The organism is Pseudarthrobacter sulfonivorans, from assembly GCF_001484605.1.
In the GTDB taxonomy this organism is placed as follows: Bacteria; Actinomycetota; Actinomycetes; order Actinomycetales; family Micrococcaceae; genus Arthrobacter; species Arthrobacter sulfonivorans_A.
Genome location: NZ_CP013747.1, coordinates 1,992,672 through 2,018,793 on the forward strand (window position 1 = coordinate 1,992,672; position 26,122 = coordinate 2,018,793).

24 protein-coding genes and 1 pseudogene are annotated in these 26,122 nt (G+C 65.7%); 2 read left to right on the top strand and 23 right to left on the bottom strand.

Going from position 1 to position 26,122, the window contains the following annotated elements; translation table 11 throughout:
* The first annotated feature begins 90 nt into the window (after positions 1–90).
* Positions 91–1,065 carry a serine hydrolase gene (locus AU252_RS08845; RefSeq protein WP_058930393.1) on the top strand — a complete coding sequence of 325 codons (975 nt, stop codon included), beginning with the start codon at positions 91–93 and terminating at the stop codon, positions 1,063–1,065.
* A gap of 122 nt (positions 1,066–1,187) precedes the next feature.
* Here the strand turns inward: AU252_RS08845 and AU252_RS08850 are convergent, their stop codons facing one another.
* Positions 1,188–1,820: a TetR/AcrR family transcriptional regulator gene (locus AU252_RS08850; RefSeq protein ID WP_083510324.1), complete on the bottom strand. Its 633-nt coding sequence runs from the start codon at positions 1,818–1,820 to the stop codon at positions 1,188–1,190.
* Between the two features lie 128 nt (positions 1,821–1,948).
* Here AU252_RS08850 and AU252_RS08855 point away from each other — a divergent pair, with 128 nt between their 5' ends.
* Entirely contained in the window at positions 1,949–2,230 is a 282-nt protein-coding gene (locus tag AU252_RS08855; RefSeq protein ID WP_058930394.1) for a hypothetical protein, read from the top strand.
* Positions 2,231–2,239: 9 nt separating this feature from the next.
* Here the strand turns inward: AU252_RS08855 and AU252_RS08860 are convergent.
* From AU252_RS08860 to dacB, 22 genes and pseudogenes are all read right to left on the bottom strand, one after another.
* Positions 2,240–2,928: pseudogene (locus tag AU252_RS08860) on the bottom strand (GAF and ANTAR domain-containing protein).
* A 6-nt stretch (positions 2,929–2,934) separates the two neighbouring features.
* Positions 2,935–3,861 (bottom strand): 4-phosphopantoate--beta-alanine ligase, encoded by a 927-nt coding sequence (locus AU252_RS08865; RefSeq protein ID WP_058930395.1) that lies wholly within the window; start codon positions 3,859–3,861, stop codon positions 2,935–2,937.
* A 1-nt stretch (position 3,862) separates the two neighbouring features.
* Complete coding sequence (locus AU252_RS08870; RefSeq protein WP_058930396.1) at positions 3,863–4,753, bottom strand: Rossmann-like and DUF2520 domain-containing protein; 891 nt, start codon at positions 4,751–4,753, stop codon at positions 3,863–3,865.
* A complete protein-coding gene (locus tag AU252_RS08875) occupies positions 4,746–6,392 on the bottom strand; it encodes a PH domain-containing protein (protein WP_058930397.1) in 1,647 nt (548 codons plus the stop codon). Before AU252_RS08875 ends, AU252_RS08870 begins: the two co-directional genes overlap by 8 nt.
* Positions 6,389–6,901, bottom strand: coding sequence for a PH domain-containing protein (locus AU252_RS08880; protein ID WP_058930398.1), 513 nt, complete (start codon positions 6,899–6,901; stop codon positions 6,389–6,391). Before AU252_RS08880 ends, AU252_RS08875 begins: the two co-directional genes overlap by 4 nt.
* Positions 6,882–7,415 carry a DUF3180 domain-containing protein gene (locus AU252_RS08885; RefSeq protein ID WP_058930399.1) on the bottom strand — a complete coding sequence of 178 codons (534 nt, stop codon included), beginning with the start codon at positions 7,413–7,415 and terminating at the stop codon, positions 6,882–6,884. Before AU252_RS08885 ends, AU252_RS08880 begins: the two co-directional genes overlap by 20 nt.
* Positions 7,416–7,418: 3 nt before the next feature.
* On the bottom strand, positions 7,419–7,958 hold the full coding sequence (folK, locus tag AU252_RS08890) for a 2-amino-4-hydroxy-6-hydroxymethyldihydropteridine diphosphokinase (RefSeq protein ID WP_058930400.1): 540 nt from the start codon (positions 7,956–7,958) through the stop codon (positions 7,419–7,421).
* Positions 7,955–8,314, bottom strand: a complete 360-nt coding sequence (gene folB, locus AU252_RS08895; RefSeq protein WP_058930401.1) for a dihydroneopterin aldolase — start codon at positions 8,312–8,314, stop codon at positions 7,955–7,957. The genes folK and folB overlap by 4 nt, the downstream gene beginning before the upstream one ends.
* A gap of 11 nt (positions 8,315–8,325) precedes the next feature.
* On the bottom strand, positions 8,326–9,246 hold the full coding sequence (gene folP, locus AU252_RS08900; RefSeq protein WP_058930402.1) for a dihydropteroate synthase: 921 nt from the start codon (positions 9,244–9,246) through the stop codon (positions 8,326–8,328).
* Between the two features lie 10 nt (positions 9,247–9,256).
* The gene (folE, locus tag AU252_RS08905) at positions 9,257–9,898 is read right to left on the bottom strand and encodes a GTP cyclohydrolase I FolE (RefSeq protein ID WP_058930403.1); all 642 of its coding nucleotides are present in this window, start codon (positions 9,896–9,898) and stop codon (positions 9,257–9,259) included.
* A 10-nt stretch (positions 9,899–9,908) separates the two neighbouring features.
* Positions 9,909–11,975: an ATP-dependent zinc metalloprotease FtsH gene (ftsH, locus tag AU252_RS08910; protein WP_058930404.1), complete on the bottom strand. Its 2,067-nt coding sequence runs from the start codon at positions 11,973–11,975 to the stop codon at positions 9,909–9,911.
* 177 nt (positions 11,976–12,152) lie between these two features.
* Positions 12,153–13,700: a glycoside hydrolase family 32 protein gene (locus AU252_RS08915; RefSeq protein ID WP_058930405.1), complete on the bottom strand. Its 1,548-nt coding sequence runs from the start codon at positions 13,698–13,700 to the stop codon at positions 12,153–12,155.
* Between the two features lie 74 nt (positions 13,701–13,774).
* A complete protein-coding gene (locus tag AU252_RS08920) occupies positions 13,775–14,818 on the bottom strand; it encodes a LacI family DNA-binding transcriptional regulator (protein ID WP_058930406.1) in 1,044 nt (347 codons plus the stop codon).
* 114 nt (positions 14,819–14,932) lie between these two features.
* Positions 14,933–16,300, bottom strand: coding sequence for a right-handed parallel beta-helix repeat-containing protein (locus AU252_RS08925; RefSeq protein WP_058930407.1), 1,368 nt, complete (start codon positions 16,298–16,300; stop codon positions 14,933–14,935).
* A gap of 27 nt (positions 16,301–16,327) precedes the next feature.
* Positions 16,328–17,245, bottom strand: a complete 918-nt coding sequence (locus AU252_RS08930) for a carbohydrate ABC transporter permease (protein ID WP_058932847.1) — start codon at positions 17,243–17,245, stop codon at positions 16,328–16,330.
* A gap of 50 nt (positions 17,246–17,295) precedes the next feature.
* On the bottom strand, positions 17,296–18,183 hold the full coding sequence (locus AU252_RS08935) for a carbohydrate ABC transporter permease (RefSeq protein WP_058930408.1): 888 nt from the start codon (positions 18,181–18,183) through the stop codon (positions 17,296–17,298).
* A 65-nt stretch (positions 18,184–18,248) separates the two neighbouring features.
* A complete protein-coding gene (locus AU252_RS08940; protein ID WP_058930409.1) occupies positions 18,249–19,526 on the bottom strand; it encodes an ABC transporter substrate-binding protein in 1,278 nt (425 codons plus the stop codon).
* Positions 19,527–19,969: 443 nt separating this feature from the next.
* Positions 19,970–20,521: a hypoxanthine phosphoribosyltransferase gene (gene hpt / locus AU252_RS08945; protein ID WP_056347981.1), complete on the bottom strand. Its 552-nt coding sequence runs from the start codon at positions 20,519–20,521 to the stop codon at positions 19,970–19,972.
* A gap of 30 nt (positions 20,522–20,551) precedes the next feature.
* Positions 20,552–21,613 carry a tRNA lysidine(34) synthetase TilS gene (tilS, locus tag AU252_RS08950; protein WP_058930410.1) on the bottom strand — a complete coding sequence of 354 codons (1,062 nt, stop codon included), beginning with the start codon at positions 21,611–21,613 and terminating at the stop codon, positions 20,552–20,554.
* Positions 21,614–21,727: 114 nt separating this feature from the next.
* The gene (locus AU252_RS08955; protein WP_058930411.1) at positions 21,728–22,861 is read right to left on the bottom strand and encodes a zinc-dependent metalloprotease; all 1,134 of its coding nucleotides are present in this window, start codon (positions 22,859–22,861) and stop codon (positions 21,728–21,730) included.
* Between the two features lie 121 nt (positions 22,862–22,982).
* Positions 22,983–23,960: a hypothetical protein gene (locus AU252_RS08960; protein ID WP_083510325.1), complete on the bottom strand. Its 978-nt coding sequence runs from the start codon at positions 23,958–23,960 to the stop codon at positions 22,983–22,985.
* A 524-nt stretch (positions 23,961–24,484) separates the two neighbouring features.
* Positions 24,485–25,969, bottom strand: a complete 1,485-nt coding sequence (gene dacB, locus AU252_RS08965) for a D-alanyl-D-alanine carboxypeptidase/D-alanyl-D-alanine endopeptidase (RefSeq protein WP_058930412.1) — start codon at positions 25,967–25,969, stop codon at positions 24,485–24,487.
* Positions 25,970–26,122 lie beyond the last annotated feature (153 nt).

Below are 26,122 nucleotides of genomic sequence, written 5' to 3' on the forward strand. Positions count from 1 at the left end.
GGTGTGGTTTAATCAGCGCACTGAGTTATGAGTCGGGGCTGGGGCCTCTAGTGATGTTCGACCGCGCAAGCGGTCAGGCAGGAGCCCCAGTTGGACGCGTACTCCCCCGCATATCCGGCAGGGCGCCACTACCACGGCGATGGCCGAAGCCCGTTGTCCCTGGTTCTTTCGGTGGCTGCCGCTTTGATGGTTTTGCTGGCTGCCGTCACTTCGGCCGTGGTCCGCTCTGAGGGCGTTACCGGAACCGTGAATGCGGCTTTCGCCGGGACCGGGCCGGTTGGCGCCATGGCCGCGGTTGGTGCAGGCACCGAGGTTGACGCCATGGCCGCGGTTGGTGCAGGCGCCGAGGTTGACGCCATGGCCGCGGTTGGTGCAGACGCCGAGGACGGAAGCGTCGCGAGGATTATCAGCAGGGTCTCCGGCTTCCGCGTTGGCGTGGCCGTCGCGGATACAGCGGGCGGACCGGTCCGCACTTTTGGCGACACGGCGGCCTATACTGCGGCCAGCACTGCCAAGCTCATCACCGCAGCGGCCTATCTCAGGCTTGTGGCGGCCGGTGAAGCGCGACTCGATGAGACGCTGGGGAACTACACTGCCGCTTTCCAGCTCAAGTCCATGATCAACAACAGCAACAATGATTCCTGGCTCCTGTTGATGGGCAGGATCGGCTACCAGCGGCTGATCCGGTACGCAGCCTCGATTGGCATCGCCTACGATCCCGAAGACAACCGGCTGACTCCCGGGGAAGTGGCCCAGATCCTGACGAAGCTTTACGCCGGACAGCTGCTTAACCCCAATGACACCGCGCAGTTGCTGGGGTACATGCAGGAAACCAACAACGAGGAACTTATCCCCGCCGCCTCGGGGCCCGGGATTACCGTCTATCACAAATACGGCCAGCTTGGAGGAAACCTCCATGACGCAGCCCTCTTGGAACATGGCGGGACAACGTATGCGCTGGTGATCTTCACGGAAGGCGCCGATAGCACCGACGAGGCCGAACGCACTGAAATGATCCACGATCTGACGCGGGCAGTCGTCGGGACGCTCTTTCCCGCGGGTTAACCGAGCTCCTGCTGACTCCTTGCAATCCGGCGCTCGGCATCGAGGGAACGGAGCATTCGCGGGCAGGGGGCTTAAGTGTCCGCTCGCGCCGGGGGCTTAAGTGATCCGTTCGCGCCGGGTGGTCAGCTGCGGTGGTGCTCGATCAGCCAGCCGGCCATCTGCTGGGCCCGCTTGGCCGCCTGGGTGTCCCCTTCGGTGGCTGAGACGATGGACCCCTTCATCAGGATGTGCCACGACCGGGCGAAATCCTCCGGGCGGTCCAACCCGGCCTGCTCCGCGAGGGCCTGCACATGGCCCCTGATCCTGGCCAGGTAGTCGATGCTGGCCTGGCCCAGCGGATGGGCCGGGCCCATTTCCAGCAGGATGTTGATGAAGGAGCAGGCCTCGAAGTCGTCGCGCAGGAACCAGTCGCCGAAGACGTCGAAGATGGCAAGGAGCTGTTCAGTGGGGGTAGTGCCGCGCAGTTTGGCCTGGCCAACGATGGCATCAACTGTCCATACCTGGTCCCGCTGCTCCAGGAACGCCAGAACCAGCGCGTCCTTGGACGGGAAGTGCCGGTAAAAAGTTGCCTTGGCCACGCCGGAACGTTCGATCAGTTCGTTAACACCCACATCCCGCACACCGCGGCGGGAAAAGAGTTCGTAAGCCACAGCCAGGATCCGGCTCCGGGAATCGGCAGGCAGAACTGCCGCCTCGGCGGGTAAATCCGCCGGAGACAGCGCGGGTTCTGCAGTGTGGTCTGCATCGGAAATCATCGTAGGAATAGTTTACTCCCAGGTGCAGACAGACCGGTCTTACTCGTTGTAATGTTTTCCCAGACGCAGTGCTATGACGACGATGGGACCCCGTAAAGGCCCCGTCGGCTTGGTGCAAGGAGGCCCCGATGTCAGCAGAGCGAACCTACGATTTTATCCAGTGCGATGACACTGACCCGTGGATGGAGAGTGCCGCTGCGTCCGCCGAGGTCCGGCACTTCGCCCGGGAATCCTTGCGGTGGCAGGCGCAGGAAATCATTGATGAGGTGCTCCGCGGAACAGTTCCCGGCGAGGAGTTGTCCCGGGCCCGGTTGCGCCGCTGCGTCGCCCAGAACCCCGGCAAGCCCGAACGTGCCCTGCTTCAGCAGCTGATGCTCAACCGCGACCCGCAGGGTGAATCAACGCAGTAACGGCTGGCCTTAAAACGTGAGGCTGCGGTCCACGATGCGCCCGGCGGTCACATGCAGGCTCTGGCTGTTGGCGCGGGCATGGTTCCGGAGCAGGTTGAATGCTGCGTCCATATCCACTCCGGCAGTGTGCGCAATGACGCCCTTGGCCTGCTCAATCAGCACCCGGGTGTTCAAGGCAGCTGCAGCTGCTCGTTGACCAGTACCGCTTCCCGGATGGTGCGTTCCTGCATAAGGCTGATGGTGGCGACGTCGGCAAGCGCCTGGCCGATCGCGGCATCCTCTGCAGTCAGGAAACCCTCCCGGGCGCCGAACAGCCCCATGGCCCCGATAATCCTGCCGTGAACGCGCATGGGCACAGCATGCACGGAGCGGAAGCCCTGCGACAGCGCGGCTTGGCGGAAGCCCAGCCACTTGGTAAGCCCGGCAATGTCGTCCACTGAGACTGCCGACCCGGTCACGTAGCACTCAACGCAGGGACCGGCTCCGGCTTGAAGCTGGAGCACCTCGACGAGTTGGCTCTGCTCGCTGGTGGATGCGACAACCTGCAGTTCTCCGCTGGGATCGGCAAGCAACAGACCCGCGGCTGCGACGTCAAGGAGACCCACGGATTCCTCCACCAGGATATGCAGAAGATCCACGACGTCGTAGTCGGCCACCAGCGTGTCAGTGAGCTTGACGAACGCCGCACTGGCGCGCACTACTTATCAGCTGCTGAGCGGCACGTTGTCGATCAGCCGGACCGGCCCCACCTTGGCGGCGATGAGAGCCAGGCCTTCGCCGCGGAACGGGACTTTCCGGCAGTTCTCGGCCAGCGGCTCAAGGGTGAGCGGATCCACGACGTCGAAGTAGTCCAGTCCCACCAACGACTGCGATTCAACCATGGCCCGGGCCGATTCCAGATCAAGCGGCTGGTGGGCAGTTGCCCGCTCCGCCAGGAGCCGCAGCGCCCGTGACAACACCAGGGCGGCCTCGCGCTCCTCTGCGGAGAGGAACCGGTTGCGGCTGGAAAGGGCCAGCCCGTCCTCGGACCGGACGGTGGGCACGGCAACAATTTCGACGGGGAAATTCAGGTCCGCCACCATACGGCGCACCAGCGCCAGTTGCTGGGCGTCCTTTTGCCCGAAATAGGCCCGATAGGCCGGCAGTCCCCCGCCGCCGGAGGCAAACGCACCGGCCGGCGGAAGCCCTGAGCCGGGGATGCAGTAGTGCAGCAGCTTGGCAACCACGGTGAGGGCGCCGTCGAAATGGCCCGGCCGTGAGGCGCCTTCCCACTTTTCCCCCAGGGAGCCGGCGGTCACGCGGACCAGCGGCTCGCCGCCGGGATAGACCTCTTCCACCGGAGGCGCAAACACGAGGTCCACGCCCTGTTCCTCAAGCAGGGCAAGATCGGCGTCGAGCGTGCGCGGGTACCGGTCCAGATCCACCGCATCGCCGAACTGGAGCGGGTTCACAAAGATGGACGCCACCACTACGTCGTTCTGTTCGACGGCGGTGCGCGCCAGCCGGGCGTGGCCTTCGTGCAGCGCGCCCATGGTGGGCACCAGGCCCTGCGACCTGCCCGCCTTCTGCCCGAGCAGCCGGGCACTCGCCTCCCTGAGCTCTGCGGCAGTTGTCACCAGTTGCGTGGCCATGTCAGTTTCCCTCTTCCAGGGCCGCGCGGAGGGCCCCCACTTGATCCTCTTTGAGCAGCCCCCGACTGCTGGCCCGCCGTGCCGTGGCGCGGGCCATGGCGAGGTAAGCCTCCAGCACATCGCCGTGCGCACCGGCGTCGTACTCCCTTAACGCCTCGGCGTGGGCCGCCACTGTCCCCACATCGCCGCGGGCCACCGGCCCGGTCAGCGCCGATTCGCCGGAGGCGAGCGCGTTCTCCAGCGTGGCCCGCAGCAAAGGCCCCAGCATCCGCTCCGGCGCGTCGACGCCAACGTCGCGGAGCAGCTGCGAAGCCTGTGCCACCAGGGTGACCATATGGTTCGAGCCATGGGCGAGGGCCGTGTGATAAAGCGTCCGGTCCCCCTCGGCGATGGCCACGGGTTCGGCACCCATCTCCACTACCAGCGCCTGGGCAATGGGCAGCATCGCGGCATCAGCGGTCACGCCAAAGGTGCAATCCAGCAGTCGTGTCAGGTCCAGGCTCATGCCCGTGAACGTCATGGCGGGGTGCAGTGCAAGGGGGATGGCTCCGGCGGCGCGCACCGGGCGCAGCACCCCCACGCCGAACCTGCCTGAGGTGTGCGCCACGATCTGTCCGGGCTGCCACGCCCCGAGTTTGGCGAGTCCGTCCACCAGTACGGCCAAGGCGTCGTCGGGCACGGCCAGGAGCACCAGTTCAGACCGTTCCACAATCTCCTGGATCTCCAGGATGGGCACGCCGGGCAGCAGCGTCTCCGCCCGTTCGCGGCTGGCCTCGGACACCGCGGAAACCCCGACGACGGCGTGCTCGGCCGAGCGCAACGCCGCGCCAAGGACGGCGCCAACTTTCCCGGCACCGATGATTCCGACGCCAAGGCGCCCGGGCTTAGCCACGTTGCGGGCCTTCCTGTTGGGGACTGGTTTCGGCGGGCTCAACCACCGAGGTTTCGACAGGCTCAACCACCGGAGCGGGCTCGACCACCGGACTAGCGGTTTCGCTCCCCACCCGCTCCCTAACCTCGCGAGCTCGGTCAGGGAACCCTGCGGTCGTGGCCCCAGGCTCAACGACCGCAGCGGGCGCCACCGTTGCCAGCCATTGTTCACTGGTCTGCCGCTTGCGGGCGAGCCGGGCGCGGGCGGACTGGGCATCAAAAAGGCCCCGGGCCTCGTCAAGTCCGGCCTGGGTGAGCCGCGGCGAGACCGGCCCCGCCGTGGTGTGCAGGACAAGGTCCGCCACACGGAACCGCCGGGCGAGCGGACCCTGGTGGAGTGCCATTGACTGGGTGCGCTGGTGCGGGACCACCACCAGTTCCCGCCACCACCGGCCCGAGCGGATCAGCAGGGCGGTGTCAGTGGTGGCGAAGCCATTGCGGCGCCAGCCCAGCGGCGCGAGGAACCTGCCGCGGTGCGGCGTGGTGACAAATCCGCCGTCGGAATCCAATCCCGAGAGCCCCGCAGCGAAGGTGCGTCCGGGCTCCGGTGTGCCGGGATCCGGCAGCACGAGCGCGAGCATGGACATCACGTCGGGCAGCTTGCCTACGGGCAGCAGCGTGGTCCGGGACGCTGTCTCGCCGTTGCTCCCCACTGCGCCGTACCCGGCCACGTTGACCTGGATCCGGTACCAGCCGAAGATCCGCCATAGTGGGGACTGTGCCACTTTCAGCGCCTGGACCCTGCCCGGGGGCAGCGTCTGCGCCTGCGTGTCCAAGAGCCCGTAGCGGAGCCGGATCCCGTCCGGCGATATGGCCGCGGTGAAATTGTAGCCCTTGTTAAAGGACCCCCAGTAGCTGGCGGCAAGGCCCAGCACCGCCGGGATCAGGTAGAAGAAGAAGCCGCGGTTGTCCGTCACGACGGACAGGATCACGGAGGCGATGCCGCCCACCACCACAAAAAAGCTCTGCTCACTGAGCAGCAGGGAACCGATAAGGCGCGACGGCGGCACGGACAGGACCGGATATTCGGGCGCCTCCGGCGCGGCCTCCTGCGGCCGGGCCGGGTCCGGGATCACGCCTGCGGCCCGCGCCAGGATGGTGGCCCGGAGCTGGCGGGCGTCGTCCATCCGCAGGTAGGCCAGTTTGACGGCCGATTCACCGGCGTCGGCCACCTCGAACTTGAGTTCGGCCAGGCCGAAGATCCGGGCAAGCAGGGGCTGGACGATATCGATGGCCTGGACGCGGTCCAGCCGGGCCTGGCGCTGCTGGCGGAAGAGGAAGCCGGAGTTGACCCGGACGTACCCTTCGGCGACCTGGTACTTGGTGAAGTACCAGGTCAGGATGAAGCCCAGCACGGTCACCACAAGGATGATGCCGCCGCCGGCCACCAGCCAGGGTGCCCGGCCGGCGAAGTCCTCCTCGAACAGGGGACGGCCTTGCAGCAACCGTTCGAAAAAGTCCCGCCCGAAGAAGAAACCAATGGCCGCCAAGGCCACCCAGCCGCGCACAAATGGGGACGCCGGGTGCACACGCAGCCACTCGCCGTCGGGCGCCACCGGAACCGCAGTCGGTGCGCCGGCCTCCGGAACGTTTGCCGTCACAGCCCTGCCAGCCTCGCTTCACCGCGGGCGGCCAGCTGCTCGCGCAGGCGTGCCCCTTCCGCAGCGGGCAGGCCGGGGATGGTGGCGTTGGTTCCGGGCGAGGCGGTGTGGAGTTTGAGCGTGCAGAGTCCCAGCCCGCGTTCCACCGGGCCCACGCCGATGTCCACGTATTGCATGCGGCCGTAGGGAACCGTCATGGTCCGTTGGAAGAAAATGCCGCCGCGGATCAGCAGGTCATCGTCGCGCTCGGCGTAACCGATGGCCCGCACCTGGCGCGGAATCAGCAGCAGCCGCCAGATGGCCAGGACCAGGGTCACCGCCGGGACGGTGATGGCCAGCCACAGGGGCGGCCACCGCCACCAGCCGAGCAGGACCAAGATGAGGGGCAGTGCCAGGACAATCACCGTGACCAGGTTCCCGATGGCCCACTGCACCAGCCGCACCGTGACGTATTTCGGGGATACCCGCTGCCAGGTGATGCCCGGCGGATCAATCGCCTCTGTACGCATATTCGCCTTCCCCTGCGGCTTCGCCGCGTACCCCGCGGCCGGGTTTCCCCTCACCGGGCGTTGCATCGGTGTCTTCGGGCGGGATCTTGCAGAACCGCTCCACCAGCAGGCCGACGACGATCATCACCAGACCGCCAGCAGCGATCGCGACTGCCACCCAGGTGATGCCCTGGTCGCTGCGCAAGTTCCAGATCCGCAGCTGGTCCAGGAAGATTCCAACATGCCAGCCCAGCAGGACGGTGCCCGCATAAGCGCACGCCTGGGCCAGCACCAGGGTCCTGGCGGCCAGGATCGGGTCCAATGCCTTTTTGCGTTTGGTGCTGTTGCGCCACCGGAGAACACGGATGCCAAGCACCAGGGTGATGGCAACAATCACGCCCATGGTGGCCAGCGCGGTAGCCGGAAGAACCGGCGTGGCCATGCTGTAGCGTGTGGTCACCACGGTGGCGGACCAGCCGGCCACGGTCAGGACTAGGCCGATCAGCAGCAGGCGGACAGGGTTGATGGGCTTCACCGGTTACTCGACCGCCCCGGCTGTGGGGACGCCGTCGTAATCGCCGAAACCGTCGAACGGGGCAAGGTCGTCAAAGTCGGGGGCACGGGCCGCCAGCTCGCTGATGCGTTCCCCGCCCAGGGTGGCCGCCGGCTCGATCAGCGACCACGGATACAGCACAAAGGCGCGTCCGGCCGCGCGCGGGTGCGGCAGGGTCAGCACCGGGTCGTCACTGGTGAGGTCGCCGTAGGTGATGATGTCGACGTCGAGCGTCCGCGCCCCCCAGCGCACTTCACGCACGCGGAGGTGCTTGTTTTCCACGGCCTGGCAGTGCTTCAGCAGTTCCGCCGGGGACAGCGTGGTTTCCACGGTGATGATCATGTTCAGGAAGTCGGGCTGGCCGGCCGGGCCGCCCACGGCTTTGGTCTGCACCACCGGGGAAACGGCCTGCAGCCGGACCTCCGGCGGGTCCACCAGGTCGGCAACGGCCTCGGACAGGGTGTCGTTCCGCTCGCCCAGGTTGCTGCCGAGGGCCAGGACGGCTTTGGTGTACCCGCCGCTCATGGCCGCTCCCGGTGCACGCTGACAGCCACATCCCCGAAGGGCACCTCGATGGGTGCCTTGGGCTTGTGGACGGTGATGTCCACCGCCTGGATGGTGAATTCGGCGAGCAGGCCATCGGCGATCCGGACGGCCAGGGCCTCGATCAGGTTCAGCGGCTCCCCCGTGATCCAGTCCTTGATCCGCTCAGCCACTTCGCCGTAGTGGGCAGTGTCCCGGACGTCGTCAGATACTGCGGCCTTGGCGAAGTCCAGGTGCAGCACGGCGTCCACCACAAACGGCTGGCCCTCACGGCGCTCGAAATCGAAGACTCCGTGATGGCCGACGGCGGTGACACCGCTCAGCGTGATCCTGTCCATGGGTGCCCGGCTTAGGTGGTGGTAGGGGCGGCGGCCATCCGCGCGGCCACCTTGACGGCGTCAAGGCTTGGAGCGACGTCGTGCACACGGACGGCCCAGGCCCCCCGGAATGCGCTGATCGCGGTGATGGCGGCCGTGGCGGCGCCGCGCTCCTCGGGGGCGGCGGACTTGCCGGCGACCGTGAGGAGTGTGCCCAGGAAACGCTTGCGGGAAGCGGCCACCAGGACCTTGTGCCCCAGGCTGTCCAGCTGGTCCAGGTGCTGCAGGAGCTCCCAGTTCTGGGCGTCGTTCTTGGCGAACCCCAGGCCCGGGTCAATGATGATCTGCTCTTTGCTCACCCCGGCTGCGTAGAGCTTGTCGCGGACGCCGGCCAGTTCAGCCACCACTTCGCCGGCCACATCCTGGTATTGGGCCAGGGAGTCCATGGTGCGGGCGTCGCCGCGGCGGTGCGTGAGCACATAGGGGACCTTGGACGCGGCCACGAGCTCGGCCATCTCAGGTTCGATGGTCAGCCCGGAAACATCGTTGATGATGGCGGCGCCGGCCTTCAGGGCAGCAGCGGCCGTGGCGGCGTGAGTGGTGTCGATGCTGACCAGGGCGCCGGCCTTGACCAGGGCTTCGATGACGGGGATCACCCGGCGCTGCTCTTCGTCCAGGGTCACGTCCTCCGCGCCGGGGCGCGTCGATTCGCCGCCGACGTCGATGATGTCCGCTCCGGCGTAGAACATCCGCAGGCCCGCCGCGATGGCAGTGTCCGCCGTCGGGTGCTTTCCGCCGTCGCTGAAGGAGTCCGGGGTGACATTCAGGATGCCCATGACCAGGGTGCGGCCGGTGGGCAGGTCCGCGAATTTCGCGGCCGGGCGCGGTTTGCGCAGGATGGGCAGCGGAGATGTTGCGGGCCCGGTTCCCGGGGCTGCAGCGAGTGAGTCCATGGTCTGATACTTACCTTCCGAGGATGAGGCTCATGGCTTCGGCACGGGTGGCCGGGTCATGAAGCTGCCCGCGGACCGCGCTGGTGACGGTCTTTGCTCCGGGCTTGCGGACACCGCGCATGGACATGCACATGTGTTCGCATTCGACAACGACAATCGCGCCACGCGGCTTGAGGTGGCTGACCATTGCTTCGACGATCTGGGTGGTGAGCCGCTCCTGCACTTGGGGGCGCCGGGCGTAGATGTCCACGAGGCGCGCCAGCTTGCTGAGCCCGGTCACTTTGCCGTCGTGGGAGGGAATGTAGCCGACGTGGGCAACCCCGTGGAACGGCACGAGGTGGTGCTCGCACGTTGAGTAGAACGGGATGTCCTTGACCAGGACCAGTTCTTCGTGGTCCAGGTCGAATTTGGTGGAGAGGACGTCCGCCGGGTCAAGGTGCAACCCTGAGAACACCTCGGCGTAGGCCTTGGCTACCCGTCTGGGGGTGTCCAGGAGGCCGCCGCGGTCCGGGTCCTCGCCGATGGCCAGGAGGATTTCACGGACGGCCGCCTCAATTCGGGGCCGGTCCACCTTCTCGTGCTTTTTGTGGTGGGAGCCGTCCTCCGCCGGGTGTCCGGCGGAGGCGGGAGCGTCGTCGTCGAAGTGAGTCACAGGAGAAAGCTTAGCCGTGCGTGGCGTCAGGCCCCGAGTCGGGGATGCCGCCCTGGAATGCGGCGTCATCCGGGACACCCTGCGGGTGCAGCGGCTGCGCGTCCAGCGGTTCCTCGAGGCGGGCGTGCTTGGCTTCCTCCTGGGCTTCGCGCTCAGACTTCTCCAGGCGGGATTCCACGGGGCCGGCCTGCTGGACCGGGCGGGTCTCCTTCGAGAGCCACACCTCGCGGAAGTCACGCTTGCGGATGTCCGTGAAGATATGCGCGATCTCGGCCTGGTTGAGGGTTTCCCGTTCCAGGAGTTCCAGGGCCAGCTGGTCCAGGACGTCCCGGTTGTCGGTGAGGATGGCGTAGGCCTCGTCATGCGCCTGGTCGATCAGGCGGCGCACTTCCTCATCCACCACGTAGGCGATCTGGTCGGAGTAGTTGCGCTCGTGGCCGGCGTCGCGGCCCAGGAAGGGTTCGCCGCCGCCCTGGCCCAGGCGTACCGCGCCGACACGTTCGCTCATGCCGTATTCGGTGACCATCTTGCGGGCCGTGGAGGTGGCCTTTTCGATGTCATTGGAGGCTCCCGTGGAGGGATCGTGGAAGACGATCTCCTCCGCCACGCGGCCGCCCATCGCGTACGCCATCTGGTCCAGCAGTTCGTTGCGGGTGATGGAGTACTTGTCGTTCTCCGGGACCACCATGGTGTAGCCCAGGGCACGGCCGCGGGGCAGGATGGTGATCTTGGTGACCGGGGCCGAGTTCCGCAGCGCGGCCGCCACCAGGGCGTGTCCGCCCTCGTGGTAGGCGGTGATTTTGCGCTCGTGTTCCTTCATCACGCGGCTGCGCTTCTGCGGGCCGGCCATAACGCGGTCGATCGCCTCGTCCAGGGCGCGGTCATCGATGAGGTTGGCGTTGGAGCGCGCGGTCAGCAGGGCTGCCTCGTTCAGGACATTCGCGAGATCCGCACCGGTGTAGCCCGGGGTCTTCTTCGCCACGGCCTTGAGGTCAACGCCCGGGGCCATCGGCTTGCCCTTGGCGTGCACCTGCAGGATCTGGTCGCGGCCGATCAGGTCCGGGGCGTCCACCGAGATCTGGCGGTCAAAACGGCCCGGACGCAGCAGTGCCGGGTCCAGGACGTCGGGGCGGTTGGTGGCAGCGATAAGGATGACGTTGGTTTTAACGTCGAAGCCGTCCATTTCAACCAGCAACTGGTTGAGGGTCTGCTCGCGTTCGTCATTGCCGCCGCCGATGCCGGCACCGCGGTGCCGGCCGACGGCGTCGATCTCGTCGACAAAGATAATGGCCGGAGAGTTGGCCTTGGCCTGCTCAAAAAGGTCGCGGACACGGGACGCGCCCACGCCGACAAACATTTCCACGAAGTCCGAGCCGGAGATGGAGAAGAACGGCACGCCAGCCTCACCGGCGACGGCACGGGCCAGGAGGGTCTTGCCAGTTCCCGGAGCACCGTACAGCAGCACGCCTTTGGGGATCTTGGCGCCTACGGCCTGGAACTTGGCCGGTTCCTGCAGGAACTCCTTGATTTCCTGGAGCTCCTCCACAGCCTCGTCCGCGCCGGCTACGTCAACGAAGGTCACCTGCGGCATGTCCTTGTTGACCATCTTTGCCTTGGACTTGCCGAACTGCATGATCTTCGAGCCGCCGCCCTGCATCCGGGTCATCAGGAACCAGAACAGCGCTCCGAGCAGGATGACAGGGATGAGCAGCGAGAGCAGGCCGGAGAACCAGTTGCTTTCGATCGGCTGGTCCGTGTAGCCGTTCGCGGGGTTGGCAGCGGTGACTGCTTTGACCACGTCGATGGCGCGGGCGTCGACGAAGAAGAACTGGACACTCTTGCCTTTGTCCTGCCCGTTGACATCCAGGTTGTCCTTGAGGGTCAGGTCAACGCGGTTTTCGCCGTCGAAGATCTTTGCCTGCTCAACCTTGCCGCTGTCGGCGAGGAGCTCAAGGCCCTTGTCCGTATCGATCCGTGCCGCACCACCGGGAGCCAGTGTTGCAAAAGCCACGAGAAGCATGGCGATCACAACAACGATCCAGATGCCCGGGCCCTTGAAGAAACTCTTAGCTTTCATCTGTTCGGGGGCTGGCCCCGTCCCTCCTGGTAGTGCTGCACGGCGAGTGAGTCTACGCGCGTGTGGTGCTGCATCAGCTACTAGCTATACACCGTTCGGAGTAATTCACGCACGGTGCCGCGCAAAAGTTCCCTCTGGGCGTAGCGGGATGTGGGAGGCAAAGCGGAACTCCGCAGGTCAGTCGACTGCGGCTACAGCCAGTTTCCGGAGGATGGCCGCGCCGCCCTCGGCGAACACGGACGAACCCTTGTTTCCAACGCGCGCGAAGATCAGGTCGGTCAGGACCACCTTCCCGCCCTGGGCGAAGACCTCAACTGAGCAATGATCGACGACGATGCGCAGCGTGAGCACGCCGTCCTCCAGCAGGACAGGGGCGGACTCCACGGACGCGAAGGCCGGGTGGAAGGCCGTTTCCCCCGCATCTGTGCGGTCCAGGGTCAGCACCCCGGCGGCGGGATCGTAGGCGAGGATGGCGGCACCGCCGTCGGAATCCTCCCAGAACCGGAAACCGCAGCGGCCCGCGGCGCCCGGGAGAATCTCGGCGTCGATGACCTGCGCTTCGCCTGGCAGGATTTCCGGCAGCGGCAGCACACCGTGAAGCTCGCGGCCGTCCAGGCGCTGGACACTCTCAAGGGGCGGAAGAACGGGGGCCTGGACCAGGGCCGGACGCCCGTCCACAGTTTCCAGCGAGACCTCACGGACCAGCGACATCCCGGATCGCCACGGGAACGTGGGCAGGCTGTTGGCGTAGTCCCAGTTGCTGAGCCAGCCGATCATGAGGCGCCGTCCGTCGGGAACATTGCTGAAGGAGACGGCGGCGTAGTAGTCGCGGCCCCAGTCCAGCCAGCGGCATTCGCGGAGCCGTCCAGCCTCGGCGCCCGCACCGCTGGTTCCGTAGACCGGGGAGTCAAGCAGGGACGACGGATCCGGCGTGAACGTGAAGCCGTCGAAGTCGCCCACGAAGTATTGCCCGCCGGAGCCTCCGGCCACTGCGCCGGGGTTGATGTTGACCACCAGCACCCACTTGGTCCGGTCCGGATCGCCGTCCACGGGCAGCGGGAACAGGTCCGGGCATTCCCACTCTCCCCCGGCTGCGTTGGCTGGTCCGAACTCGCTGGCCAGCTCCCAGTCGCGCAGGTTGGCGGAGCGGTAGAAGACCACCTTTTGCTCCCCCGCTTCGACAGCGGCCATCACCCAGCACAGGCCGTCAGGGCCGGGGTAACTGAAGACCTTGGGGTCGCGGAAGTTTGCCGAGCCGCGCGTCAGGACGGGGTTGCCCGCGAACTTGGTCCAGGTCATGCCGGCGTCGTTGCTGTAGGCCAGTGACTGCGCCTGGGTGCCTTCATGGGGGGTGCCGGGCTTGAACGCGCTGGTGTAGATGGCCACCAGGGGCGGGTTTTCGGCGCTGCCGAAGCCCGAGCTGTTGGCGTGGTCCACCACAATGCTTCCGGAGTAGATGTCCTCGGAATCGTCGCAGGCGATGGCCACGGGTTGCTCGGTCCAGTGCACCAGGTCGGTGGACATTGCGTGGCCCCATGACATGTTGCCCCACACGTTCCCATACGGGTTGTTCTGGTAGTAGAGGTGGTACATGCCGCGGTGGAACACCAGGCCGTTGGGGTCATTGAGCCAGGTGTCCCGCGCCGTGTAGTGGAGGGCGGGACGCAGGTGCGGCGTTCCGGCCGGGTCCGTCTCGGGGCGTGCGTCATCAAGGTAACTGGACATGGGTGGTGGGTCCTTGGTCTGGTGTGGGTAGGTTCTGGCCTTGGCCCTTGTAACTGGCGGTAACGCAGCAGCGGTCAGCGCGCGGGCGCCGCCACCGAATCGCGCCGCACCAGCGGGCAGTCCAGGATGGTCGGGTGGAGCGCCATGAGGGCCAGGTCCGTCTTACCCTCGATAGCGTCGATCAGGTTCTCGGCGGCCCAGGCACCCATTTCGTAGTGCGGCAGGGCCACCGTGGTCAGGCCCGGGTACAGGTTTGCAGCGATTAGCTCCTGGTCATCGAAGCCCACCACGGACAGGTCGCCGGGGATGGACAACCCAAGCTCCGCCGCGGCCCGGTAGGCGCCCATGGCCATCCGGTCGTTGTAGCAGAACAGCCCGGTGGGCCTGTCTTCACGCCGCAGCATCCGGCTGGCCGCCTCATAGCCTCCCTGCACTTCGGAGATCTCCGACTCGACAGGTGCCGCGTCGCCGTCGAGCCCTGCCTCCGTCAGTGTGGCCCGGAAGCCGCGGAGGCGGTCCCGGGTTGCGGGGACGTTGTCGGTGTTGTTAAGGAAGCCGATGCGGGTATGGCCGGCCGCCAGGAGGATTCCGACGGCGGCACGGGCACCGCCCTCCTCGTCCGGCACCACGGCAGTGATGCTGCCGCGCGTGCTGACGGAGTCCACCAGAACGGACGGCACGCTGCCAAGGTTGACCGGCACCTGCACCTGGCGGTGGTACATGGTGGCGTAGAGGATGCCGTCGACGCGGCGCTCGAGGAGGGCCTCGACGTCGGCATCCCTGGATTCGGGGCTCGCGGACCCGGACGTGTTGATGATCATCAGGTTGTAGCCGCGGGCACGGGCTGCCTCGTCCGCGCCCAGGATGATGCGTCCTGCATGGGGTGTGGTGGCGATGTCCTCGCTGACCAGGCCAAGCATTCCGGTCCGCTGCGTGCGGAGCGCCTGGGCCAGGCGGTTGGGACCGTAGCCGAGCTGCTCGGCGGCGGACTTCACCTTGCCCCTGGTTTCCGCGCTGATCCGTGCGTACGACACGTCATTCAGGACGTGGGAGACCGTGGTCACAGACACCCCGGCGGCGACTGCTACTTCCTTGATACCGACTGATCTATTGGTCATTGGTCTCCCACGTCCTCATGGTGTTGGTGCTGATCCTACGTTCAACTTATTCGTAAATCATTTCCCTGCCCTCGATGCTGGCGATCCCCGGGGGGCTCGCCGGGCCTGAGCGGGTTACTGGGCCACAAGTGCGTGTGCCGCCTGGAAACCGACCGTGGGTGTGGCCCTCAAGGCGTTAACAGCCCTGTCTGCGATCACTTGGGCGTCACTTCCGGAATCAAGGATGGTATTCCGAGCTGATTCGGAATCGACCATGACGGCCGTAACGGCGAGGGCGTCCGAAGCCTCGGTCGTCAACAGAGCGTCCACCTGAGCCGAGAAGCAGGAGTCACTTGACTCGGAGTGAACGTCCAGCGCCACGACGTGGTTGTTGGAGACGAAGTTGCCAGCCCCCGCCATCAGCCGGATGATGACAGGCGTCGCCCCTGCCGGCCGGATGCTCTGTGAGTCGATGATCTCGGAGAAGTGGTTTCCGATGACAGAGTTATTGCTGCCGCTGACGCAGAGAAGTCCGTGGAGGTCGTTCAGTCCGTTGTCGACTCCCAGGAAGGGCGTCCAGGGCTCATGGTCACGCAAAAAGTGATTCGTGGCCACGAGGTTCTCCGAACTATTCGCTGCGAGAATCAGCATCCCAGGGTAGAACGAATGCAAACGGTTGTTGGTGACGCTTGACCGCGTGACGCCGTCGAGATGGACGCTGCTCGCACCACGGGGGAAGACGTTGTTCGTGGTTATCAGGAGTCCGCCATGGTTCTCGGCGTAGATCGAGTGACCCTTGAAACCTGCTCCGACCAAGTTGTCGGTGATCTTTGATGCCTGTCCCCACCCGCGCAACTCGATGCAGCTTCCGCATTCAGCGATGAAGTTGTCGTGAATGGAAAGCGCGTCCGCGTTGTAGATAGTGAGAGCGTTCTCAAGGTAGACGAACCCCATGCCGGTTACGCGGAATGAGTCATTGGCGTTCGCGACATAGATACCGGTCTTGCCGTTGACGTAGGTGTTCTCCGAAGGCATCCCCGAGCCATCCGGGTTGAAGTGCACCCCGTCGATGCAGAAGTTGGAGAACTCGACCGAGCTGATCCGCGGGCTCCCGCTTCGCTCAACGTAAAAGGCAGCTCCCTTGGATTCCTCCCCGTCGCCGCCGAGGGGAATGTCGACGAGAATGCGACTTCCTCCGGGCCACAGCTCATGCAAGTCGGGCCATTCGTCTTCCGGAACGTTGAACCGGATGCTCGACGAAGTAAAGCCGTGTCCCGAGCCATGGATCCTGAGGAAGCTCACGTCGATCACCACCTGCGTACGAAGGTGGTAGTCCCCGGGCGGAATGTAGATCACCGCGCCTGGCTTTCCGCCATTGTTCGCATCGGTGACCGTCTGCCGGTCCTTGATGTCAGCGATGATGCTGTTGATTACTTCACCGACGTCCTCGGACGGATTGCCGACGGGCCACGTAGTCACGTCGTAGCAGTTATTGCTTGACACAGGTTCTTCCCTTTGTGTTGTGGTTTCTCAGCCCTTGACGGCGCCGAGCGTCATGCCTGCGACGATCTTGCGCTGCAAGAGAAGGGTGAGGAGGATGACCGGAATGGAGTACACGGCGGCGAGTGCCGTCATGGATCCCCAGTCCAGGCCGAACTGGGTCTGGAAGTTTGCGATCACCACGGGGGTGGTCTGGGACCTGACGGCGGTCATCAGGAGGGCGAACAGGAACTCGTTCCAGGAGGCGAGGAAGGCGAAGATCGCCGTGACCGCGATGCCGCCGGACACCACTGGGATCACCACCCGCCACAGGGCTCCGAGCCTGCTGCAGCCGTCCACGGTGGCCGCTTCCTCAAGGTCCTGCGGCACGGCTTCGAAGAAGCTGGACATCAGCCAGATGGAAAGCGGCAGCGAGATGGTGGTGTGGGCGATGGACAGGGCGATGGGGGTGTCAGCGAGTCCTGCTGCCGACATCATCGATGCGAGCGGGATGCCGATGGCCACCGGCGGGACCATCCGGGTGACGAGGGCCGCCATGATGAAAACGCGGCCGCTGGGTGTCTTGTAGCGAGTGATGCCGTACGCGGCCGGAACCGCCAGCACGAGGGACAGGACCGTGCTGATGATAGCCGTCTGCGCACTGTTGATGAAGGAGGCCAGCACCCCGCTGCGTCCCAGGGCGTTGGTGTAGTTCTCCAGCGTCCATTCCCTGGGCAGGATGGTGGGCGGGACGGCGATGGTGTCGATCGGCGTCTTGAAAGACGTGAACAGCAGGTAGAGGAACGGGAAGCCGTAGAGGATCATGGCAGCCGCTAGGAGGATCCAGAGCAGCGTCCTGGTGCTGCGCTTGCCCGCCTCAAGACCCTCCGCGTGGTAGCGACGGCGGCGCGCGCCGTTGCCCCCTGAAACCTTGGTGCTGAGTGGGGAAGGCGCTGTTGTAGTTGGCATGGTGGTCTCCGTTGCGGCTGGACCTTGAAGGCGGCGGTCTGCGAGGCTCATCAGTTGTCCTTTCCTGGCCGCCAGATGGTGGAGACGGCGAAGAAGGCGACGGCGAGCATGGCCAGCAGGTAGATGGTGCCCATGGCGCTTGCCAGTCCGGGATCGCCGAAGCGGATCATGGTGCGGTAAATCAGCAGGCTCATGGTTTCGGAGGCGGACTGGGGGCCGCCGTTGGTCTGGATGAGGATGGTGTCGAAGGCGCGGGCGGCATCGATGCCACGGACCACCAGCGCGACGGCGATGACAGGCCGCAGCAGGGGAAGGATGATCCGGAACAGCATGGCGGGCGCCCGGGCGCCGTCCAGGCGGGCCGCTTCGATAATGTCACCGGGGATGTTCTGCAGCCCCGCAAACAGCACCAGGCACATAAACGACGTGGTGAGCCAGATGTCGGGGATGGCCACCGAGAACAGCACGATGTTGGGGTCGGACAACCAGCCGATCTGGTTGGGGTTGGCCAGCAGCCCGGCCTGGTGCATAAGTGTCCCGATCAGGCCGAAGTTATCGATCATGAGGAACTTCCACAGCAGGCCTGCCACAATCGGCGCAATCATGAGTGGGTACAGGAACACGGTCCGCCAGATCTGGGAGTTGCGGCCCAGCATCGTGAAGAGCAAGGCCATGCCCAGACCGAGGGCGAATTCGAGCGTGACCACCACGAGGGTGTAGGCGAGGGTCCGCCAGCCGGCGCCCATAAACGCCTCCGATGCGAAGGCCCGGAAGTAGTTGTCCATGCCCACGAAGTCGCGGGCTCCGCCGGCGATTGGGGAGATTTTGAAGAAGCTGTCGGCCACCAGGCGGAACAGCGGGTAGGCCACGAAGATGGCGAGGAATAACGCCGCTGGGGCCATCAGAAACGTTGCGAAGCGGCGATCGGAGATGCGCACGGTTTTCTCTTCTGCTTGTTGGGGCCGCGGCCGGCACCGGAGGAGGCAGGTGCCGGCCGCGGAGTTTACTTGAGGAGGTCCTGGATCTGCTTCTTGGCGTCAGCCAGGAGGGCGGTGGAGTCCCCGCCGGCCACAGCCTTCTGCAGGAGGGGCACCAGGACGGTGTCCACGATCTGCTGCCACTTTTCGGTTGCCGGCCGGGTGGCAGTGGCGTCACCGTTGAGGGTTTTGATCAGTGGGCCGAAGCTCTCGTACCCGGCCTTGTCCTGGTACTTCTCGAAGGCCGAGATGCGCGAGGCGAGGCCCAGGCTGGACTCGATGCCCAGGCTGTTGTAGTCGTAGGCGCACTTGACGAACTTCTTGGCGTTGTCCGTGTTCTTGGTGGCCTTGGGGACTGTTAGGTACCAGGGACCCGGAACGCCGGCCACGCCTGCGCTGCCGCCGATCATCGGAGCCGCGCCCACCTTGCCGGCTACCGGTGCATCCTTGGGGATCTGGCGGTAGGCGTGGGCCCAGAAGCGGGTCATGGCGGTCTTGCCCTGGTTGAACAGGTTCTGCGCAGCGGCCCAGTCCACCTGCGCGGCACCCGGAGGCGCATAGCTGGTCAGGCTGGTGTAGAAGTCCAGCGCTTCCTTGTGGGCCGCATTATCGATGACCACGTTGTTGTTTTCGTCCATGACCATCGGGGAACCGGCCTGGAGGACGTGTGCCAGCCATTCGGTCTCGACGCCGCCCTTGACGTCGGTTCCGTACATGCCGTCCTTGGTGAAGAACTCGGAGATGTCCTTGTACTGCTGCCAGGTGCTGGGTGCCGCGAGGTCGTAGCCGTACTTTGCCTTGAAGCCGTCCTTGTTCGCGGCGTCTTCAAAGAGATCCGTGCGGTAAAGGATGATTTCGGCGTTGGTCCAGGCGGGCATGCCGATGAAGTGGCCGTCCACGTTGGCTTCCTTGACGAGGGCCGGGAAAATGTCCTTCTTGGCTTCGTCGGTGAAGAGTTCGTCGATGGGCTGGACGGCGTCCTTGAAGCTGGGCAGCCATACGGAGTCCAGTGCAGCGACGTCGAAGGAGACGTTGCCGGAGGAGAACTCGCTGGAAAGCCGGTTGAACATGCCGTCATAGGGAAGCTCGACGAAGTTGACGTCGATTCCCGCGTCTTTCTTGCACTGCTCGGCCACGCCTGTCAGCACGGCGTGGCCGCCGGCCTCCACCAGGACGTTGACGGTGCTGGCGGCGCTACCCGAATTGGTCGGGCCCCCTGCGCCGCACCCTGTGGCCGCAAGTGCGACGGCGGTGCAGAGGCCGCCGATGGTGACGAACCTGTTGATGGTTTTTCGAGTGGACATCGCTGTCGACTCACTTTCTCTCGAACGGAATGGCGAGACGGTCTGTGGGGTGAAAAATCGTTTTGCCAAAACGACTTGGCAACAATGTATGCCCCTCTTGAGGCAAGTGTCAAGGGTCACATTGTGTGACGTTTTGCCTGTTTGACGGCCGCGGGCGGGCGGGCCCACATTAATGCGCGGCTGCTGATAAATCGTTTTGGCTTATTTTGGCGGCTTTGGCACATTTTGGCACTTCCCACCACCGTTGGGGATCAGGAAACCAGGTCAGCGGGCTGCGCCCCGGCGCCCCCTGATTGGACTTCCGGGCGACGCCTTAGGTCCTTAGCACGTTAACTGCCGGCGGCGGCCTCCAAGGAGGCCGCCGCCGGCAATGCAGCGAGATGGCATTTCACGGCAGTGTCCGTTGGTGCGACTGCCGTGACTTGCCATCTCGGCGAGAGTGGCTACTCGTAAACGTGCGGGGCGAGCGTGCCCACGAAGTCCAGGTTGCGGTACTTCTCGGCGTAGTCCAGTCCGTAGCCCACCACGAACTCGTTGGGGATGTCGTAGCCGACGTACTTGACGTCGATCTCCACCTTGGCGGCCGTGGGCTTGCGGAAGGCGGTGCAGATCTCCACGGAAGCAGTGCCGCGGGATTCCAGGTTGGTCTTGAGCCAGGACAGGGTCAGGCCGGAGTCAATGATGTCTTCGACGATCAGGACGTCCTTGCCCATCAGGTCCGTATCCAGGTCCTTAAGGATCCGGACAACACCCGAGGACTGGGTGCCGGAGCCGTAGGAGGACACTGCCATCCAGTCCATCGAAACGTGGCTGTGGAGCGCGCGGGCGAGGTCGGCCATAACCATCACAGCGCCCTTGAGTACACCGACCAGAAGGATTTCGCGGCCTTCGTAGTCCTTGTCGATCTGCGCAGCGAGCTCAGCGATCCGCTGTTGGATCTGTTCCTTGGTGTAGAGAACGTGCTTGAGGTCTGCCTGGACGTCGTTTGAATCCACCAATGGCTCCTGTGTAGATGCGGGGTGCGACTATTCTTGGGGCGGTTTTTGAGGCCGGAATACTAGCTTCCCACAGCGGGCCGCTTCACGGGGAACGGGTGCGCCGCCGTCGGGACCGTCGGGCCGCATTTCCGCAGCGTCCCGCTGGGCCAGCTCGGCGAGGGACAGCCGGTACACGCTCACCCCGCCAGGCAGCTCCACGGGACCGGCGGAACCCTGCCGGCGCAGCAGCGCTTCCGCCGCCAGAAGGCGCTGGTAGCTGGGCTGTTGACCCCCGACGTCGGCCGCTGCCTTGGCGATGACCCGGAACCTGATGGCCGGGGAAAGTTCCCCCAAAGCCTCCTCCGGGAGGCTGACCTCCGGTCCGGACCGCTCGGCCAAGGCTGCAAATGTGCGATCTGCCACGTCCTCCAGATAGTCGGCGTCCAACTGCAGGATGGACGCTGTCCGGGCCAGAGATTCAGCCACGCCGGGCCCGAGTTTTTCCTCGAGCATCGGCAGCACTTCCACCCGGGTCCGGGAGCGGGCAAACGACGGGTCTGCATTGCTGGGATCGTGCCAGGGCTCGAGGTCCTCAACGTCGCAGATCTCCAGGGTGTCTGCGCGGCGCAGGCCGAGGAACGGCCGAAGCAACAGGCCGCGGGCAGGCCGCATTCCAGCCAGCGAGCGCGTGCCGGAGCCGCGGGCAAGACCCAGCAGGACCTGTTCGGCCTGGTCGTCCAGGGTGTGGCCGAGCAGGATGGCGGCGGCTCGGTGCTCCTGGGCCGCAGCCTCCAACGCTGCATGGCGGGCATCCCGGGCGGCGGCCTCCGGGCCCATCCCGGTGCTGGCGACGGTGACGGTCCGGAGGTCCACCGGGGAAAGACCCAGTTCCTTCAGTGTCTGGACTGTGGCAGCAGCCACCTGGGCCGAGCCCTCCTGCAGCTGGTGGTCAACCACGACGGCGCCGACCGTCAGTGGGTGCCCGTCAACGTGGCCGCGGCGGGCGAAATAGGCCGCCACCGCTGCGAGGGCCAGCGAATCCGGGCCACCGCTGCAGGCCACCAGCACGTGGGCCGGATAGCCGGCGTCCGCCAGGGCGTTCTGGACCATTTTGCGCGCCTTGCCGACGACGGGCGCGAGCCGGCCAGGCCGTCGTCGTCCGCTTGAAGCCGTGCGGGCTTCCGGCACGTTTGGGGCGTCCGGCACGTTTGGGGCGTGTGGCACCTACAAGCCCATCCGGTCGACCCACAGCTTGGCGTCGTGGATTTCGGGCTCAGTCGGGAGGTTGTCCGCGGATTCCCACACCCGGTTAAAGCCCTCCATCCCGGCCACGTCCACTACAGCGCGGACAAACTTGGCGCCGTCGGAATACTGGCGCATCTTGGCGTCCAGGCCCAGGAGGCTGCGGATGAATTTCTCCATCACGCCGCGGTCCTTGCCGCGGTCGGTGAAGCGCTGCCGGATGGTCCTGACGGAAGGGACGATGCTGGCGTCGACGGCGTCCATCACAACGTTGGCGTGGCCCTCCAGCAGGCTCATCACGGCCGTCAGGTGGGACAGTGACGCCTTTTCCTCGGGGTTCTGCAACAGGTCCAGGATGGCGCCGCGGCCGGGAGTACTGCCGGTGGCGGTCCGGTCCTTGAGGGAACGCGCGGCGGCGGAGGCACGCTCCATCAGCGAATCAACGTTGCCCAGCAGGTGCCCGCTGAGGTTGTCGATCTCGGAAAGCATGTGGTGGCGGAGCCAGGGCGCAGCCGCGAACTGCACCCGGTGAGTCTGTTCGTGCAGGCAGACCCAGAGCCGGAAATCGTCCGGCGTGACGTTGAGCTCGCGCTCCACAGCCACGATGTTGGGCGCCACCAGCAACAGGCGGCCGGCGGCGGGCGCTTTGGAACCCTCGGCCAACGCGGCGAAGGGATCGTACTGGCCCAGGACCTTGCTGGACAGGAACGCCAGGACAGCGCCGAGCTGGCTGCCCGTGATGGCGCCGCTGACGCTGGCCGCCGCCGGGCTGACGTTGCCGCGGCGGCTTTCGAGCATTTTGTCCATGGCGGGTTTGAGCATCACGGCGAAGCTCTGTGTGTTTGCCTTGGCCCAGCTGGCCCGGTCCACCACCAGGACAGAAGAGTCGCGGAGGTCCCGTGCGGCTTCGAGGCCCGTGATTTCGTGGACGTGCGGGACGGAGGCGTCCGCGAGGCGGCGAAGGCTGTCCACGGCTTCGCCGATTTCCGCCGAGTTGAGGGTTGGCCCCGCCGAGGCCAGCCGGGCGGCCGTGGACGCGGCCAGGTCCCAGTTGATCAGGGCCTGGGCCGGGCTGGATGATGCCGGGGCTGACGAATCACGCGCAGTGGACTCCATAGTCCCCATCACATCACAGCGGACGGCGGATGGTCCTTAAGTTCGCTGACCGGCGAACGGCTCGGGGCTGCGCCTGTCGTTCGTTTCAGAAATCGGCCGGTTGCGCTGTCCTTCACTCGCGTCACGGAGTCTTGGTGGCAACTTCGGCAGGAGCCGTCTTGGCGTAGACGTCCTTACTGACCTCATATCCGTGCTGGTCGAGCTCAAGTGCTTGTTCATTGACGTCGGCCAGTTGGGCGTCGGAGAGCTGTTCGATTTTTTCGAGGTCCAGGGTTTCCTGTTTCACGCCGCCCTCGGCTGTCACCCTTACCAGCCCAGTGCCGGCTGAATAGAACTTACGCTGGTGGCCTACGTCCGGTTCCAGCGGATTGTGCTCATCAATCACCAGCACGCCTCCGTAGCAGTCGGTGGGGACGCATAGCGCTACGTTGTCCTCGTAGGCACGCGCGCAATCGAGGAAACCCACTGAAGCCGCGTGAGCCTGAACATATTCCGGCGTGCCGGTCCGTGGCTGCGCTTGCATTGCAATTCCGGCTTGGCTCCCCGAAATCCCGTGGATGAAAGTATTCGGCGCCCCAATAAATTTGTCGTTTTCGAACTCCTCGGGATACTCGCCGAAGAGCCAAACCGCTCCAGCGTTATCCTGGGCAAAGAAGGCCAGCTCCGATTCAACCAGCGCCCCGTCCTGGTAATCGCGGTCCCACATCACCAGGGTTTTCACACCGTCAATGACCTTGGTCAGGCCGGTTACGGTGTGTGTGACCCTGCGTTCGGTGGTGTCATCTTCAGCGGCGACCGTGCCGGTGGTGGTATACACGGTGCCTGGCTTTAGCGGAAACCACTTGTTGTCGATCGTCGGAGAGCCTTGGAAGGCGGTCTTGTCGAAGTTGACCGCAGACCCTGGCCCGCACAGCTCTGGCGCCTGCGACGTCGCTGTCGCTGTCGGTGACCCTGACGGCGATGCCGGCCCCGAAGTGCCGGTGGAGTTGGGCTGCGCCTGCCCGGCATCCGGCGCCGCGCACGACGCCACAGTCGACATCGTCAGGAGCAGCGTGAAAGCGGAACTGAGGGCTAATAGTCGCCTACTTGGCTGGAACATGATTGTGGCCTTCGCTGTCGGAATTCATTGCTTTCAGCAACTGCCACGGGCGCCCCGTTTCGGAGCTCACCGAGGGGCAGCGCTGTCGGAACCGCGCCGGGTCTGAGGCGATCCGAAGACGCCCTCTATGGGGCGCGGCGAGCCGCCGAACGCGCGGCCTCGAGCACAAGGTCACGCCTTCCGCGACTTGGCGGGAGTGGGTCGGGACTGCGTCACGGAATTTGATCGGAAATGGACACCAGCCTCCCCCTTCATGACGTTTCCATGGCGGATGTCCTTTGCGTAGCCGAACACACGGAGTCCGCGTGTGGTTGAGCCTAGGGCTGGCCTCCGTCAAGTGTCACGAGTAGCCGGTACTTGTTTTTCCGCCCGCGGCGCCGCAAGTACTTGCTCCTAAAAGAGCAGGCCCGCATAACAACGGTCAGGACCCGCATGAACAGTGCTGCCCACCGCTATTGCGGCGCAGGGCAGCGGTAACGGTAGGAACCCGCTTACGGTAGGAACCCGGTTGCGGTACGAGCAGGTCAGCGGCAGCCGCAGGCGGCGAGCGCCGTGGCGGCCCGGTCCAGGGCTTCCCGGTTCCCGGCGGTGCCAGGCTTCAGGTCGTTGCCGATGAAGGAGAAGACCAGGAGCCGGCCGTCGGCGTCCACCACGTAGCCGCTGAGGGCGATGACCGAGTTCAGGGTCCCCGTCTTGGCCCGCACCAGGCCGGCGCCGCGGGCCGTGGAGCCATCGACGTAGCGGGTGTCCAGTGTTCCGGTCAGCCCCGCGACCGGAAATCCATCCAGCGCGGCCCGCAAACGGGTGTCGGTCCCGCTGGCGATGGCACGCACCACTTCCGCGAACTGGCGGGCAGAGACCTGGTTGGCCAGCGCCAGCCCGGACACGTCCGCCAGCCGCATGGTGTCCGTAGGGATGCCCAAATCCGCGAACTGTGCGCGGACTGCTCCGGTGGCGCCGTCGTTGCTGGCGGGCTCGCCCGCAGCCGCCGAGGCCATCCGGCCCAGGACCTCCGCCAGGTAGTTGTCCGAGGTCTGCAGCATGAGGTCCACCTGCTGGCCGACCGTGGCGGACCGGACCTCGGCAAGGACCGCCGGCCCTTCTGCCGGGGGCGCATCGCCCGAAGGCGCGGTGTAACGTTCGACGCCGGCCGCTACCGTGAATCCCGCAGCGGCACCCGCCGTCTTGAGCTGCGCGGCAAACGCCTCGGCGGCGGTGATTGCCGAGTCCTGCGGGCGCGGGCCGGTGGTCACGGCCGGGTCAAAGCGCGCCGAGTTCAGCGCAAGAGGGTATAGCGGGGCAACCTCGCCCGCGGCAACGTCCCCGTCTGCCCAGGCGGGGTTCAGCGTTGGGCCGGTGAACAGGGAGTCGTCCACCAGGACCGTCAGCTCGCCGGTTGTTCCTGCGGTTTGGAGCGCGTTCACGGTGGCGGTCGCGAGGGTGGCGAGTCCGGCGTGGCCCATCACCTGGTTGGGAGCGGATTCTCCGGCGCCCAGGAGGACGTCGCCGCCGCCGGTGAGCACCACCTGATTGGCAGCGGGCCCGGCCAGGACCTTGGTGCTGAAACGGTGGTCCGGCCCGATTGCCCGGAGGGCGGCCACGGCAGTGAGCAGCTTCATATTGGAGGCGGGGATCCGGCTCTCCGAACCGCTGCGGTCAAACAGGACCTGGCCAGTGAGCGCATCCTGGACCAGCCCCGTGAAGCTGCCGTCGCCGTCGGGCTTTAACAATCCGTCCAATTGAGCGGCGACCGCGGAGGGCAGCGGCACGGGCGCCGACTCCGTGAGCGGAGAAAGGCCCATTCTGGCGGAAAGCGCGGTGGGGGCCTGCTGCCAGGCGGGCACTTCGGGTGTCGCCGCAGGAGGCGGGCTGACGAAAGCAGGGGCAACCAGCCATGCGGCGGGGAGGGCCAGCATAACGATCACGGCCAGGAGCAGCGCGGTGGGCCAGGCTCGCAGCCCGCGCCGGAGGGTGTGCCGGAATGCGCCGGGGCCCGATGTTTCCTTCATGCTGCTGTTGGTCCTCAAGTCCTGAAATTTCCCCGCAAGTTCCTGAAACCTGGGCCTCTCGCTATATCCTCAATAGTAGTCGGCGGCACCGACACTCCTTTTTGTTGTTCGTCTCCTGTGCCGCGAACCCCCTGCAATTGCCGAGGAGCATTC

Bases quoted from the DNA above. Each gene is read 5' to 3' on its own strand.
- AU252_RS08850 (WP_083510324.1), bottom strand. From the start codon at position 1,820: ATGATTTCCGATGCAGACCACACTGCAGAACCCGCGCTGTCTCCGGCG.
- AU252_RS08855 (WP_058930394.1), top strand. From the start codon at position 1,949: ATGTCAGCAGAGCGAACCTACGATTTTATCCAGTGCGATGACACTGAC.
- AU252_RS08865 (WP_058930395.1), bottom strand. From the start codon at position 3,861: ATGGCCACGCAACTGGTGACAACTGCCGCAGAGCTCAGGGAGGCGAGT.
- AU252_RS08880 (WP_058930398.1), bottom strand. From the start codon at position 6,901: ATGCGTACAGAGGCGATTGATCCGCCGGGCATCACCTGGCAGCGGGTA.
- folK (WP_058930400.1), bottom strand. From the start codon at position 7,958: ATGAGCGGCGGGTACACCAAAGCCGTCCTGGCCCTCGGCAGCAACCTG.
- folB (WP_058930401.1), bottom strand. From the start codon at position 8,314: ATGGACAGGATCACGCTGAGCGGTGTCACCGCCGTCGGCCATCACGGA.
- folP (WP_058930402.1), bottom strand. From the start codon at position 9,246: ATGGACTCACTCGCTGCAGCCCCGGGAACCGGGCCCGCAACATCTCCG.
- ftsH (WP_058930404.1), bottom strand. From the start codon at position 11,975: ATGAAAGCTAAGAGTTTCTTCAAGGGCCCGGGCATCTGGATCGTTGTT.
- AU252_RS08915 (WP_058930405.1), bottom strand. From the start codon at position 13,700: ATGTCCAGTTACCTTGATGACGCACGCCCCGAGACGGACCCGGCCGGA.
- AU252_RS08920 (WP_058930406.1), bottom strand. From the start codon at position 14,818: ATGACCAATAGATCAGTCGGTATCAAGGAAGTAGCAGTCGCCGCCGGG.
- AU252_RS08930 (WP_058932847.1), bottom strand. From the start codon at position 17,245: ATGCCAACTACAACAGCGCCTTCCCCACTCAGCACCAAGGTTTCAGGG.
- AU252_RS08940 (WP_058930409.1), bottom strand. From the start codon at position 19,526: ATGTCCACTCGAAAAACCATCAACAGGTTCGTCACCATCGGCGGCCTC.
- tilS (WP_058930410.1), bottom strand. From the start codon at position 21,613: ATGGTCCAGAACGCCCTGGCGGACGCCGGCTATCCGGCCCACGTGCTG.
- AU252_RS08955 (WP_058930411.1), bottom strand. From the start codon at position 22,861: ATGGAGTCCACTGCGCGTGATTCGTCAGCCCCGGCATCATCCAGCCCG.
- AU252_RS08960 (WP_083510325.1), bottom strand. From the start codon at position 23,960: ATGTTCCAGCCAAGTAGGCGACTATTAGCCCTCAGTTCCGCTTTCACG.
- dacB (WP_058930412.1), bottom strand. From the start codon at position 25,969: ATGAAGGAAACATCGGGCCCCGGCGCATTCCGGCACACCCTCCGGCGC.